The 13503-nt window shown below is 65.7% G+C and carries 7 protein-coding genes; 1 reads left to right on the top strand and 6 read right to left on the bottom strand.

Translation table 11 applies throughout. The features are described 5' to 3' along the window. Positions 1-43: 43 nt before the first annotated feature. From RRX38_RS09575 to RRX38_RS09600, 6 genes are read right to left on the bottom strand one after another with little or no spacing between them, the layout of a single operon-like run. The gene (locus RRX38_RS09575; protein WP_315962345.1) at positions 44-1054 is read right to left on the bottom strand and encodes a chemotaxis response regulator protein-glutamate methylesterase; all 1011 of its coding nucleotides are present in this window, start codon (positions 1052-1054) and stop codon (positions 44-46) included. Continuing rightward, a complete protein-coding gene (locus RRX38_RS09580; RefSeq protein ID WP_315962346.1) occupies positions 1051-3441 on the bottom strand; it encodes a hybrid sensor histidine kinase/response regulator in 2391 nt (796 codons plus the stop codon). Before RRX38_RS09580 ends, RRX38_RS09575 begins: the two co-directional genes overlap by 4 nt. Beyond that, on the bottom strand, positions 3438-4124 hold the full coding sequence (locus RRX38_RS09585; RefSeq protein WP_315962347.1) for a chemotaxis protein CheW: 687 nt from the start codon (positions 4122-4124) through the stop codon (positions 3438-3440). The genes RRX38_RS09580 and RRX38_RS09585 overlap by 4 nt, the downstream gene beginning before the upstream one ends. Then, entirely contained in the window at positions 4121-5440 is a 1320-nt protein-coding gene (locus tag RRX38_RS09590; protein WP_315962348.1) for a protein-glutamate O-methyltransferase CheR, read from the bottom strand. Before RRX38_RS09590 ends, RRX38_RS09585 begins: the two co-directional genes overlap by 4 nt. After that, complete coding sequence (locus tag RRX38_RS09595) at positions 5437-5973, bottom strand: chemotaxis protein CheW (protein WP_315962349.1); 537 nt, start codon at positions 5971-5973, stop codon at positions 5437-5439. Before RRX38_RS09595 ends, RRX38_RS09590 begins: the two co-directional genes overlap by 4 nt. Positions 5974-5982: 9 nt before the next feature. Then, positions 5983-7605 (bottom strand): methyl-accepting chemotaxis protein, encoded by a 1623-nt coding sequence (locus RRX38_RS09600; RefSeq protein WP_315962652.1) that lies wholly within the window; start codon positions 7603-7605, stop codon positions 5983-5985. A 270-nt stretch (positions 7606-7875) separates the two neighbouring features. Here RRX38_RS09600 and RRX38_RS09605 point away from each other — a divergent pair, with 270 nt between their 5' ends. Then, on the top strand, positions 7876-13467 hold the full coding sequence (locus tag RRX38_RS09605; RefSeq protein WP_315962350.1) for an NEL-type E3 ubiquitin ligase domain-containing protein: 5592 nt from the start codon (positions 7876-7878) through the stop codon (positions 13465-13467). Positions 13468-13503 lie beyond the last annotated feature (36 nt).

Here is a 13503-nt window from a genome sequence, read left to right on the forward strand (position 1 = left end):
CGTGTCTCCTGGTCACCGGCAGCCGGTGAGGTCACCTGGAAAATCATTGAGCGAATACCTCGATCAGACGCGGTGCGATGGCATGCAGCGGTCGGATCTCGACAGCTGCGTCGATGGCGGCGGCGGCCTTGGGCATGCCGTACACCGCGCTGCTCTCCTGGTCCTGGGCGATGGTCAGGAATCCTTGCTGGCGCATGGCCTTGAGCCCTTGCGCCCCATCGCGCCCCATCCCGGTCAGTAAGACTCCCACTGCTTCACCACTCCAATAGCGGACCACACTTTCGAAAAACACATCGATCGAGGGCCTGTAGATTTCGTTAACCGGCTCGGCCGTATAGGCCAGCGCCCCGTCTTTCAGCAGACGCAAGTGATGATTGGTACCGGCCAGCAGCACCTGGTTCGGCTGCGGCGGCTCGCCTTCGCGGGCCAGGCGCACCGGCAGGGCCGAAGCACTGCTCAGCCATTCGGCCATGCCGGCAGCGAACACCTGGTCGACATGCTGGACCAGCACCACGGCAGCCGGAAAGTTCGCCGGCAGGGCCTTGAGCAACTGCTCCAGCGCCGCCGGGCCACCGGCCGACGAGCCGATCGCGACCAGCCCGCCACGCTTGGCCGGGCCACGCTGCGCGGCATTGGCTGGCCGCTCGCGTACACCGCGCTGGCCCACCAGCCAGCCGATGTTGAAGATCTTGCGCAACAGCGGCGCGGCCGCTTCCTTGGGATCGCCCACACCGATCGCCGGGGTGTCGACCACATCCAGCGCACCATGGCCCATGGCCTCGAACACGCGGTGCACGTTCTGTTCGCGGTCCACCGTAACCACAACGATAGCGCAGGGCGTGCTGGCCATGATCCGCCGTGTGGCCTCGACGCCATCCATGATCGGCATGACCAGGTCCATGAGGATCAGGTCCGGCAGGTCTTCGGCGCAACACTGTACGGCTTCGGCACCATTGCGCGCCACCCAGGCGATCTGGTGGTTGGGCTCGAACGCCAGGGCGCGGCGCAGGGCCTCGACCGCCATGGGCATGTCATTGACGATTGCGATTCTCATGCCTGCGCTTCCCCTATGAGTTCCACCACGGCATCGAGCAACGCATCATCATGGAAACTGGCCTTGGCCAAATAGTAATCAGCCCCGGCATCCAGCCCCCGACGTCGGTCTTCTTCCCGATCCTTATAGGACACCACCATAACAGGCAGTGACTGCAAACGGGTATCACGACGCAGCAGGGTCACCAGTTCGATGCCGTCCATGCGCGGCATGTCGATGTCGGTGATCAACAGGTCGAAGTCTTCGGCACGCAGAGCGTTCCAGCCATCCATGCCGTCCACCGCCACGGCGACTTCGTAACCACGGCTGGCCAGCAGCTTGCGTTCCAGCTCGCGCACCGTCAGCGAGTCGTCGACCACCAGCACCCGCTTGCGCGTGGCAGCGACGGCCTGGCGCCCCTGCCGATCGATCCGCTCCAGGCGCCCGGTATTGAGCAGTTTGTCCACCGAGCGCAACAGGTCTTCGACGTCGAGGATCAGCACCACCGAACCGTCGTCGAGCAGCGCTCCGGAAGACACGTCCTGAACCTTGCCGAGCCGCGGGTCCAGCGGGATGACCACCAGCGTCCGTTCGCCAATGAAGCGCTCCACGGCGACGCCATAGGAGGTATCCCGATCGCGGATCACCACGACCTTGAGCGATGCCTGGGCCTGGCCGGCGGGTGGCCGGTTGAGCAACTGGCTGGCCGCGACCAGCCCCACGTGCCGCCCCTCGTGCCAGAAGTGCTGACGCCCTTCCAGCTGGATGATGTCCTGAGCTTCAAGGTCGCGCATGCGCTCGATGTGCGCCAGCGGAAAGGCATAGGCTTCGCCGCCGACTTCCACCACCAGGCTGCGCACCACCGACAGCGTCAATGGCACCTCGAGGCGAAAACGGCTGCCCTCGCCGCTGCGCTGCTCCAGGGTCACCGCGCCGTGCAGTTGGCGAACCATGTGCTGCACGGCATCCAGGCCGACACCGCGCCCGGAAATCTGCGTGACCTTGTCGCGCATGCTGAAGCCCGGCAGGAACAGGAAGCTCAGCAGTTCTTCCTCGCTCATCTGCGCGGCGGTTTCTTCCGGCGACAGCTTGCGCGCCACGATGGCACTGCGCAGCCGCTCAAGGTCGATGCCGCCGCCGTCGTCGATCAGCTCCACCACCAGCATGCCCGCCAGGTGCGAGGCGCGCAGGCGAATCAGCCCCTCACGCGGCTTGCCCCGCGCCTCACGCTGTTCCGGCAGCTCGATGCCGTGGTCCACCGCATTGCGCAGCAGGTGGGTCAGCGGCGCTTCGAGCTTCTCCAGCACCTCGCGGTCGACCTGGGTTTTCTCCCCCTCGATCTCCAGGCGCACCGCCTTGCCCAGCTCGCGGCCCAGGTCGCGGACCATACGCGCCTGGCCACCGAGCACGTCGGCAAAGGGCCGCATGCGGCAGGCCAGCGCGCTGTCGTAGAGGCTCTGCGCCCGCTGCGCAGCCTGCCAGCCGAACTCGTCCAGCTCGCTGATCTGCTCGATGAGCAGGTTCTGCGCGTCGAACACTAGGTTGCGAGCCTCTTCCAGGGCCTGGAGCGTTTCCGGCTCGACGTCGGCCTGGGCCAGGTTGGCCTCCAGCACCTGCAAGATACGGTCACCGCCGGCCTGCAGGCGCTTGAGACGCTGCAGGCCAGACAGGATCGGCTTGATCCGCTGGCTCTCGACCAGCGATTTGCTGGCCAGGTCCAGCAGACCATTGAGACGCTCGGCAGTGACCCGCAAGACCCGCTCGCCGCCTTCGGCCGTCCGGCGCTCCCGCGATGACTTGGGCGCCGGTTCCGGCTCTTGGGCGACGCCGGTCACAGGCGCTGGCGGGGTGAAGGGGTCGTGAGCCGGGGCGGCATCGGGCGATACCGGCAGCTCGACGGGCGGGTCCAGCACCGGCGGCGAAGGTTCGAGCAGCAAGGAGCTGGACAGCGCATCGAGGCCGGGTGTCGGCGGCACGGGCAGCGCCGGCAAGGCCGTGTTGCGTGACAGACGCGAGGCCGAAGCCATGAGCTGATTCATGCGCTGCACGTAGGTCTCGACCGCCGCCGCGTCGACACTGCCATCGCCGGGCGTGGCGATGTGCATCAGCATGTCGGTGCCGGCCAGCAGCGTGTCGATATGCTCGGCCTGCAACACCAGCCGGCCATCCTGCGCACCGACCAGGCAATCCTCCATCACATGGGCAACGCCGACCGCCAGGTCGACACCGACGATACGCGCGGCGCCCTTGAGCGAATGGGCTGCGCGCATGCAGGCCTCGAGCTGTTCGGCCAGGCTGGGGTCGCGCTCCAGCGCCAGCAGTCCGGCACTCAGCACTTGGGTCTGCGCTTCGGCTTCCAGGGTAAAGAGTTCGAAGAGCGAGGCGTCACGCATTTGATCGGGTGTCATGTCATGCTCCGCGCAATCGCCGCCAGCAACTCTTGTTCATCCAGCAGACGCAGGCTGCGCGCCTTCCAGTGCAGCACACCTCGGGTAAAGCGGGCGTTGGCATGCGTGCCGGAGGTCGACGCCGAGTCGAGCAGTTGCCGGTCCAGCGCGTGGATGCCATCCACTTCATCCACCGGCACCACCACTGGGCCGCCCTCGGCGGCGACGATCAGCATGCGCGGCATGATCCGGTTGTTGGCCGGCGACGACAGCCCGACGTCGAGGCCCAGCAGCTCGACCAGGGAAATGCACGCCACCAGCGCGCCACGCACGTTGGCGACGCCAAGCAAGGCCCGCGAACGCTGATGCGGCAGCGAGTGGATGGCCTGCAGCGGAGCGACTTCCACCAGGCTGCGGGTCGCCAGGCCCAGCCACTCGTCGCCGAGCCGGAAGACCACCACCGACTGGGTACAGGCGCGCGGTGCGTATTCGGCGCTGCGCGCACGGTCGTGATAATCCTGGGCCAGGCTGTAGCGATCCAGCAGTCGTGTGGCCGCCGCCGAATAGACTTCGCAGTTGCGGCAGTGAATATGCTCGGCCAGCAGCGGGCAACTGCGGTCACCCTGCACACCGATGCGGTTCCAGCAGTCGTCGATCGCCTGACCGTCGTCCAGGGTGATGCTCGCCAGGCTGATGCCGCTCATTGGCCGTTTCCTTGTCTATTGGCGCCACGCGCGGCCCGCTCCAGCAGACGTTGCGCCCCGGCACTGTCGCCCTGCGCCGCCAGCAGCGCGGCCAGTTGGGCCAGCGCCTCGGCATGCTGCGGCTGAAGGTACAAGGCCTTGCGGTAGTGGCTCTGCGCCTCGGCCGCACGCCCTTCCACCTCGCTCAGCAAACCCAGCCAGTAAAAAACCTGGGCCACCGGTTCATGCTCGATCAGAAAGCGCTGACAGGCCGTGCGGGCCTCGCTGCTCTTGCCGGCGTTGGCCAGCCTGGCGATGGCCGCCAGCTCGGCATCCGCCTGTGTGTCGGTGTGCCGGGGTCGCACCGGTGCCACAGCGGATGCCGGCGGCGGCGCCCCTATGGCAGCGGTTGTCGAGAACGGACGCCGTGCAGCAGGCGCGGCGCTGCGCAGACCCGGCGCGCTGGCGGTGGGCGTCGGCAAGGGCGCAGGCGCGGGGGTCGGCATGCGCGGCGGACTGAGCGTAACCGGTTTAGGATCGTCACGTTGCGCATGACGAAAGACGAACGACTGCGGCAGGTTGAGCGAACGCATGCCGATCTGTGTCAGCAGGTTGCCCTCGGCCGGGCCGATGAACAGCAGACCATCGGCCAGTGTCAGTTGCTTGAGCACCTGAAATGCCTGGGTCTGGGTCGGTCGGTCGAAATAGATCACCAGGTTGCGGCAGAACACGAAGTCGCAAGGTGTCTGACGCGCCATGGCCGGGTCGAGCAGGTTGCCGGGACGGAAATTCACGCAGTCGCGGATCTGCGCAATCACTTCCCAGTTGTCGCCAACGGGCGTGAAATAACGCTCGCGAAAGCCCAGTTCCTTGCCGCGGAAAGAGTTGCGCCCGTAGAGGGCGCGCTTGGCCCGTTCGATGGACAGCGGGCTGATGTCGATGGCGTCGATACGAAAATGCTGCGGGCCGAGCCCGGCGTCGAACAACGCCATGGCGATGGAATAGGGCTCTTCGCCGGTGGAGCACGGCAGGCTGAGAATGCGCAACGGCCGCGCCGCCGACAATGCCCGGGCACGCTCCACCGCCAGGCGTCCCAGGGTGGCGAAGGACTCGGGATAACGAAAGAACCAGGTCTCGGGCACGACCACCGCTTCGATCAGCGCCTGCTGCTCGTCAGGTGAACCTTGCAGCAGTTGCCAGTAGGCCTCGCTGTCAGGCGCACCGGCCGCTGCGCTGCGCTGGCGCAGGGCGCGCTCGATGATCGCCTCGCCTACCGAGGTGACATCCAGGCCGATACGCTCCTTGAGAAAGGCGAAGAAACGCGAGTCGTCACTCATGGCGCATCCTCCAGGTGCTCGATGTCCGGCGCCTCGACCGGGTACAGCAGCTCACGCACCGGCTCGCTGAGCAGTTCATCGACACGGATCCACTGCAACAGCCCCGCCTCGTCCTCACGCACCGGGCCCAGGTAGGGCGCCAGGCGATTGTCCAGGCCATAGGCCTTGAACTGCGAGGCCGGACAGCGCAGCGTGTCGGTGGCCTGCTCCAGGATCAGGCCCAGCAATTGCGCCGGATGCTGGGCGTCGTAGCGATAGTTCACCAGCACCATGCGTGTGCTGGTGCGCGCCGGGGCCGGAATACCTGAACTCAGCGCACTGATGTCGATGACCGGAACGATCTCGCCACGGTGGGCGAAAATGCCCGCCACCCAGGCCGGTGCATCGGGAATGACCTTGAGCTTCACGCGTGGCAGCACCTCGGCGATCTCCCGTGCCTGCAGGGCGTAGCGCTCTTCGCCGATGCGAAACAGCAGGAACAGCGTGTCGCGAACCGGCGCGGCCTCGCCGCGTATAGGGGGACGATCGACCATGTGCCTGTCTCAGACCTTGAATCGCGAAACGCCGCTGCGCAGCCCCACCGCCACCTGGCTCAACTCGTCGATGGCGAAACTGGCCTGGCGCAGCGATTCCACCGTCTGGCTGCTGGCATCGGCCAGTTGCACCAGGGCCTGGTTGATCTGCTCGGCGCCAGTGGCCTGGGCCTGCATGCCTTCGTTGACCATCAGCACGCGTGGTGCCAGGGCCTGCACCTGGTGAATGATCTGCGACAGCTGCTCACCCACCTGGGTGACCTCGAACAGCCCGCGGCGCACCTCCTCGGAGAACTTGTCCATGCCCATCACGCCGGCCGACACCGCCGACTGGATCTCACGAACCATCTGCTCGATGTCATAGGTGGCCACGGCGGTCTGGTCGGCCAGGCGCCGTACTTCGGTCGCCACCACGGCGAAGCCGCGACCATATTCGCCGGCCTTCTCGGCTTCGATGGCGGCATTGAGCGACAACAGGTTGGTCTGGTCGGCGACCTTGACGATGGTCACCACCACCTGGTTGATGTTGCCGGCCTTCTCGTTGAGGATCGCCAGCTTGGCGTTGACCAGGCTGGCCGCCCCGGAAATCTGGTGCATGGTCTCTTCCATGCGTGCCAGGCCCTGCTGGCCGGAGCCGGCAAGCATCGAGGCCTGGTCGGCGGCACTGGTGACCTCGTTCATGGTGCGCAGCAGGTCGCGGGACGTCGCGGCAATTTCCCGCGAGGTGGCGCCGATCTCGGTGGTGGTGGCAGCGGTCTCGGTCGCGGTAGCCTGCTGCTGCTTGGAGGTGGCGGCAATCTCGGTCACCGAAGTGGTGACCTGCACCGAGGAGCGCTGCGCCTGGGCCACCAGGGCGGTGAGTTCGGTCATCATGTCGTTGAAACCGGTCTGCACCACATTGAATTCGTCGTTACGCTCCAGGTTCAGGCGCTGGCTGAGATCGCCGGTGCGCATCACGCCGAGGATGTTCACCAGACGCTGCATCGGCGCGAGGATCGAACGCATCAGCAGCAGGCCGCAGGCGCCGGCAGCGACGATGGCGATCAACAACGAGATGAACATGGTGACCTTGGCGGCGGCCACCGCTTCGTCGATATTGTCGGTGGCGCGGTCTGCCAGCTTCTTGTTGGTCAGGATGATGTCGTTGAGCTGTTTGCGGCCGATGGTCCACACCGGGTTGACCTGTTCGTAGAACTGGGTCTTTGCCCTGCTGAAATCTCCCCGCTCGAAAGCGGAATGGGTGTCCTTGAGCAGTCGGGTATAGGCTTCGCGGCTGGCTTCGAACGCCTGAAAAGTGCTTTTGTCGGTGTCATCGAAGATCGACTGCTTGTAGCCATCGACCTCTTTCTGCAAGGAAGCTTCGAAGCCCTGGAACTGATCGCGCTCGGTCTGAGTGAGCGGCCGCCCCTGCCCTTCGCCGATCAATTCCAGAGTACGGATGTAGCTTTCGCCCCAGACACTGCGCAACAAGGTGCTGTGATAGACGCCTGGCAGCGAGTCACGGCGAACCTCTTCCTGGCTGGACTCGATCTTCATCAACCGTGAATAAGAGGCCACGACCATCAATAACATGATGGCGATGATTACGGCGAAACTCGCCAGGATCCGTTGGCGCAAGGTCCAGTTCTTCACAGTCATCCCTCAAGAGTTCAACACCGGCACGGCAGTGTTCATGAAGTGGACCGTACGACGGCCCAGGCGGGCTGAGTATAGCCCAGCCGATCATGATTAAGCGTGAGCGTCGGCAAGTAAAAAAACACCTGCCAAAGCCGCGCAAAGAACACTCCGGCTCGTCATTCAATCGGCTTTGCCTGCACGTTGTTTAATAAATAGTTAGTGCCTGAACGGACCTGGGTGCTGAGTAAGCTGCCGCGCTCATTCAAACGCCACAGGCTCTTTCATATGGATATGAACCCTTTTCCATCGTCCGCCGCGCACCTCCCACACCTTACGGTTATCCAACAGCGCACACCCCAGTGGCTACGCCAGGCGCCAGCCGCGACACTGGCCGGCCTGAAGCGGGCCAGCCGCCAGAGCGAACGGCTGGCCGGCCTGCAACAGGCCAGGCTCAGGGACCCGGTGACATTCGGAAAACTTCAGGCGCAGTATGCGGCCCATCGTGAACTGCAAGAACGCGTATCCGCGTTGCACGGCGTCCTAGGGACCTTGCAAGGCTTTGCGCTGCCACGCCTGACCGAGGCCCTGAAACAGCGCTTCGGCCTTGATCTGGACGTACGCCAGACCTGGCTGCTGCACGCCAGCCACGCGCGCATCGACAGCACCTTCAACGGCGCCGCCAAGGACCCCATCATCGAAGCCAACCGGGCCTTGCGGTCAGCGCTGCGTCCGCTGCTCGATGCCGCCCTGCAGAACTTTCGTGCCGAAGAAGCCGAGCCCGGCGCACTGGATCAAGGCACGCAGTTGAAGGCCGCCGTGTTCAGCGAGTATCAGATTCTCGGCCACACGGTGAGCGGCACCCCAGTGGACCTCGCGGCGCATCAGTTCGCCGCGCTGGCCCGTGAGCTGGACCTGGGCGGGCAATACCAGAAGCACATCGAGGGCCTGTTCGATGCTGACGCCACCGCCCTGCTCCAGGCCTTCGACCGCTCGGCGTTCATTCTCGACACGCACCTGGCCCGCCTCCAGCAGCGGATCGACGCGGCGACTCATCAGTCCCTGATGCGCCTGACAAGCGTCGAGGCGACCCCAGCGACCGCGCCCCTGCCGTTCTGTCATGCCCTGCGCCTATGGGACACCGAGCTGGTGGATATTTTGGTCATTTTTGCCGAGCGAAGGCCCATGCATGAGGTCCAGCCGGTCACCGTCTACATCCCCGAAGACCCGAACGCGCCGCTGACCACCTACGCCTCGGTCGAAGCCTTCCACGACGCCCTGCGCGGGCAGTTGTTCGACGCCGGCTACCGGCGCTTTTTCAGTCGCTTCGTTCCTGCTCGCCAGCGTGCCCGGTTCATGGCTCGCATCGAGCGGCAGCTGTTTCCGGAAGTCTGGAAAGGTCATTGGCTGGGGCCTGGCTATTACACCAGCGAACGCGACCCGCACGCACAGCTGCAGGGCGGCGGGCCGCGCCTGAGCACTGCGCTGTTCGAAGCACGGGTTCGGCGCAAGCTGGCGGTCATTCGCGATGACGCGCTTTTCCAAGGGGTACCGACCGCCGAACAGGACCGTCGCTCGCATGCAGAGCGCATGGCCTGGTGGCAGGATTTCGCGCTCAATACCCTGAACGTCGCGGGTTTCTTCATGCCGCTGCTTGGTGAAGCCATGCTGGTGGTCACCCTGGTTCAGCTGGGCCAGGAAATCTACGAAGGCATCGAAAGCTGGGAACAGGGAGAACAGGGCCAGGCCCTGGCCTACCTGGCCGATGTACTGCAGAACGTGGCGCTGATGGCTGCATCGGGCGCAGCCATGGCCGAGGCCGGGCGCCTGCCGGCGGTCGCCGTCCCGGAAATCATCGACACCCTGGAGCGCGTCGAACTGCCCGACGGGCAGGCGAAGCTGTGGAAGCCTGACCTACGGCCATTCGCCCACGACATTGTTCTGCCCAGCGGCTTGAAGTCCGACGCCTCCGGTCTGATTCCCTACCAGGGCAAGCGCTGGCTGCTGATCGACGAACGTCCCTACGCCGTGCGCCCGGCCAGCGACGGCCAGGGCCATGTGCTGGAACATCCGCACAACCCTGACAGCTACGCGCCGCGCTTGCGCCACAACGGCGACCGCGCCTGGCTGCACGCCCTGGAAGAACCCGGGCGAATGCAAGGACTGACCCTGCTGCGGCGCCTCGGCTACCTGCCGAGCGAGTTTCCTCACCTCACGGCCGGCAATCTGCTGCGGGTCAGTGGCGTGAGCGAGGCGGCGCTGCGCCAGGCCATCACCGACAGTGCCCTCCCGCCCGCGCTGCTGGCCGACACGGCGCAGCGCTTCAGCCTGCATCGACTGCTGGACGAAGCCGGTCAGCTGGAACAGTTCCAGGCCCGCTATCAGGCCAGCCAGGTTTCGGCCGACCCGGCGCTCAACGCACTCCAGCGGCAGTTGCCCGCCCCCTTGCCCAAAGTCGTTGCCCAAGAGCTGCTGACCCATGCCAGCGGCGAAGAGTGGGCGCGCCTGCACGTGGGCGCCAAACTGCCCCTGCGCCTGGCCGAAGAAGCCCGCCTGTACAGCCAGCAGGTTCGTCTGGCTCGCGCCTACGAGGGCTTGTATCTGAAAGGGCTGGCCACCACGGATACCGCCCGGCTGGCACTGCATGGCTTGACGCAATTGCCGGACTGGCCCGCCGATATCCGCCTGGAGCTGCATGACCGCACGGCGGCCGGGCCACTGCTGGCGAGTGTCGGTGAGCCGGGCGCAGCCTGGCAGCGCGGCGTGATCCGCAGCACGGATGGCTTCCAGCCGGCCGATCTGGCGGGGTCGCCGATCGCCGCGCCGATGCCCCTGTTCGACGCGCTGGCCAGCGTCTTGCCGGATCGCCTGCGCCAACAATGGCGACTGTCAGCCACGGCCCCCGGGGAAAACCTGCAGGCCCTGCTCGGCTATCCGCCGCTACCGCGCCGCCAGGCTCGCGTCGTATTGAACATGCAGCCGGTCAAACCGGGTTTCCGCTCGCCAATGCGCCTGGCTGAAGGTCGCCTGGGCTACCCGCTCAGCGGTCGCGGCCAGCCATTTCCCTTCATCAGCCGCGAAAGCGTGCTGGACAAGATCCGCCTGCTGGAATTCGACGACCTGCATGCCGACGAGTTACTGGACCGCCTGCAGGCGCTGGGCCTGAATCGCATGCAGATCGACACCCGCCTCAACGCGCTGCTTGACGAACAACAGCAACTGCGTTCGTGTCTCGATCAGTGGGCTCAGGACAGCGCGGCGATACCAGGGCTCAGCGGCGATCAGGCGCGCATGCAGGGACGTACGCGCCTGGCTGAGCGCCTTTGGCAGCACTGGCGGCTGAGCAGCCTGCCCGAGCTGCGGCGCGAATCTCCCCCCCTGCTTCTTGATAGTCTCGTGCTGGAAGACCTCCCGGATCGATTGCCAGACTTTTTCGTGCAGCGGGTCAGCGAGCTGCACATCCGCAACCCCGTCGTGCAGCCGGCGATGCCGTCACTGACCGGGCATGGCGAAGCGCTGGAACGCCGGCTTGGGCAGTTCAGCGCTTTGCACACCCTGGACATGCATCAGGACCTGCCGGCCGCTGGCCTGTTCCCTTCGTACCCCAATCTCCTGCGTCAGGTGGCCAGCGCGTTGCCGCAGTTGGTCGAGCTGCGCCTGACCCAACAAGACCTGCTGCTCAATCAAACCCAGTTGGACGCCCTGCGGCCGCTGGACAGGCTGCGCCGCCTTGACCTGTCGGGTAACCGCTTCAACCCCTTCATGCCGCTGGACCTGTCCTGGCTGGGCGTCGAGCGCCTGACGCTGGAGCGCACCGGCCTGGACACCTGGCCCGCGTGGCTGGCCAGGATCAGCGGCGGCCCGCTGCGCGAACTGTCGCTGGCCCACAACAGAATCAGCGCCCTGCCCGAACAGGTGCTCGACAACCCGGCCGCCAGCCGCCCGCCGCTGCGGGTCGACCTGCGCGGCAACCCGCTGAGCTCGGCGCTGTTGCAACGCCTGCGCCTGAGCGAGCTGGGTGGCAGAACGTCGTACACCTTCGACCTGGACATCCCTTCAACCCTGCAGGCCAGCCTCGACCGCCTGCTGGAGGAACGCCAGGCCCTGAGCGAATCCATCGAAGGCTGGGTGAATGCCTCCAGCTCGACGGCTCCGCTGAGCGCGGCCCGGATCGCCGAGCGGCAACGCATCGGCCAGGCCCTGCTCGATTACTGGCAAGGCTACAGTCGTGGTCTGACCCAAACGCCGTTGATTCTCGACGCTATCGATCTGGGGCAATTCCCGCGGCGCCTGCCGGCCTTCATGCGCACCCGAGTACGTGCCTTGCAGCTGTTCCGGGTGCAGGCCAGCGGCGAGCAACTCGACGAGCTGCTCAGGCGTTTCCCGGCACTGACCAATCTGCAACTCGACGGCCATGTCACCCCGCTGGCCGAACTTCCCCAGGCGTTGGAGCAACTGTCCGCGCTCACTCAGTTGAGCCTGTTCGACCAGGGCCTGGAGATCGACCAGGCCGCCATTGACCGACTTGGCCGCCTGCCAGCGCTGGAAATACTCGAACTCGACGGTAATCGACTGGGCACGATCGAGGACGTCTCCGCCTTGAAGGCCCGCAACCTGCGCTGGTTGTCGCTGCGTGACATGCAACTCGAACAATGGCCGCACTGGCTGCTTGACCTGCCTTACGAGCAGCTGGAGACCCTGATCCTTGACCGCAACCGCCTGCAAGCGATACCTGAGTCACTGCTGGCCAATCCGCGCAACGAATACCACCACTGCGACATCAGCTTGCTGGAAAACCCCTTGTCGCGGGACAGCTTGCTGCGCGCGCACACCTCGGAAGCCTATAACCGAGCCTACTCGTTCCAGATGGAGCTGCCGGACGACATCCGCCGCATCGACTGGTACGAGCCCCACGACTCGGACTCCGCGCAATCGGAATCCGGCACCTCCGGGCATCCGCACAGCCCTGCCAGCCGATTCAGCGAGGAAGCCACGGATGTCGAGCCGTGGCTCGCCTTCGACCTCCAACTGGCCGACGAGCATCGGCAGACCTGGCAGCGTCTTGCGGAACAGGCCGACGGCGGTCACTTGCTGGAGCTGGTGGGGCAGCTGCGACAGACCGCCGACTACCGTATGGTCGACAGCCGCGCCGACCTGGCCACACGGGTATGGCGGGTGCTTGAGGCCGCCGACCAGGATGCGCAATTGCGCGGCATTCTCGACGCCATGGCCGACGAACCCCTGCAGCAGCTACGCGACGAGGATACCTGCCACGACGGCATACGCCTGGCGTTCAATCAGATGGAAGTCCAGGCGTTCATGCGCCAGTCATTGCGGGACATGCCCGACGCCCAACGGGGCGCCGGGCTGCTGAGACTGCTGCGGCGCCTTTTCCGCTTGCAGGCCCTGGATGACGTCGCCCGCGAGCGGACCATGGGCCGGGACGAGGCCGAAGTCCGCCTGGCTTACCGGCTGCGCTGGGCCGCCGAGCTGGACCTACCGGTCGCCCCCCAGCACATGCTCTACCAGGCCCACGCCAACTTGCGCGCAGGCGAACTGGAAGATGCCCTGGCCCACGTACGCAGCGCCGAGCAAGGCGATGCTTTCCTGAACTACGCCGCCAGCCAGGACTTCTGGACGGGCTGGCTGAGGGAACAGCATGCCGAGCGCTTTACGGGCCTGGAGCAGAATTATCGACAGAGTCTGGAGATCCTCAGCGACACCTTCGACAGCCTGGCGGACCCGGCTTTCGCCGCCGCCGCCGAGGAACTCAAGCGTGGCTACGAGCGCGACCAGCAGGCGCTGATCAAGGAGCTGACCAACCGCCAGGCGTCATCGGCTGCACCGGCAGGCGACATCCCGAACTCGACGACAGGTTGACGCCAGGGCTCGTCGATTCAACACCAAGCGACAGAG

Source organism: Pseudomonas sp. DTU_2021_1001937_2_SI_NGA_ILE_001 (assembly GCF_032463525.1).
GTDB lineage: Bacteria > Pseudomonadota > Gammaproteobacteria > Pseudomonadales > Pseudomonadaceae > Aquipseudomonas.

What these genes read in the sequence shown, in the direction of transcription:
- RRX38_RS09595 (WP_315962349.1), bottom strand. Translation starts at nt 5,973, where the DNA reads ATGGTCGATCGTCCCCCTATACGCGGCGAGGCCGCGCCGGTTCGCGAC.
- RRX38_RS09590 (WP_315962348.1), bottom strand. Translation starts at nt 5,440, where the DNA reads ATGAGTGACGACTCGCGTTTCTTCGCCTTTCTCAAGGAGCGTATCGGC.
- RRX38_RS09580 (WP_315962346.1), bottom strand. Translation starts at nt 3,441, where the DNA reads ATGACACCCGATCAAATGCGTGACGCCTCGCTCTTCGAACTCTTTACC.
- RRX38_RS09585 (WP_315962347.1), bottom strand. Translation starts at nt 4,124, where the DNA reads ATGAGCGGCATCAGCCTGGCGAGCATCACCCTGGACGACGGTCAGGCG.
- RRX38_RS09605 (WP_315962350.1), top strand. Translation starts at nt 7,876, where the DNA reads ATGGATATGAACCCTTTTCCATCGTCCGCCGCGCACCTCCCACACCTT.
- RRX38_RS09575 (WP_315962345.1), bottom strand. Translation starts at nt 1,054, where the DNA reads ATGAGAATCGCAATCGTCAATGACATGCCCATGGCGGTCGAGGCCCTG.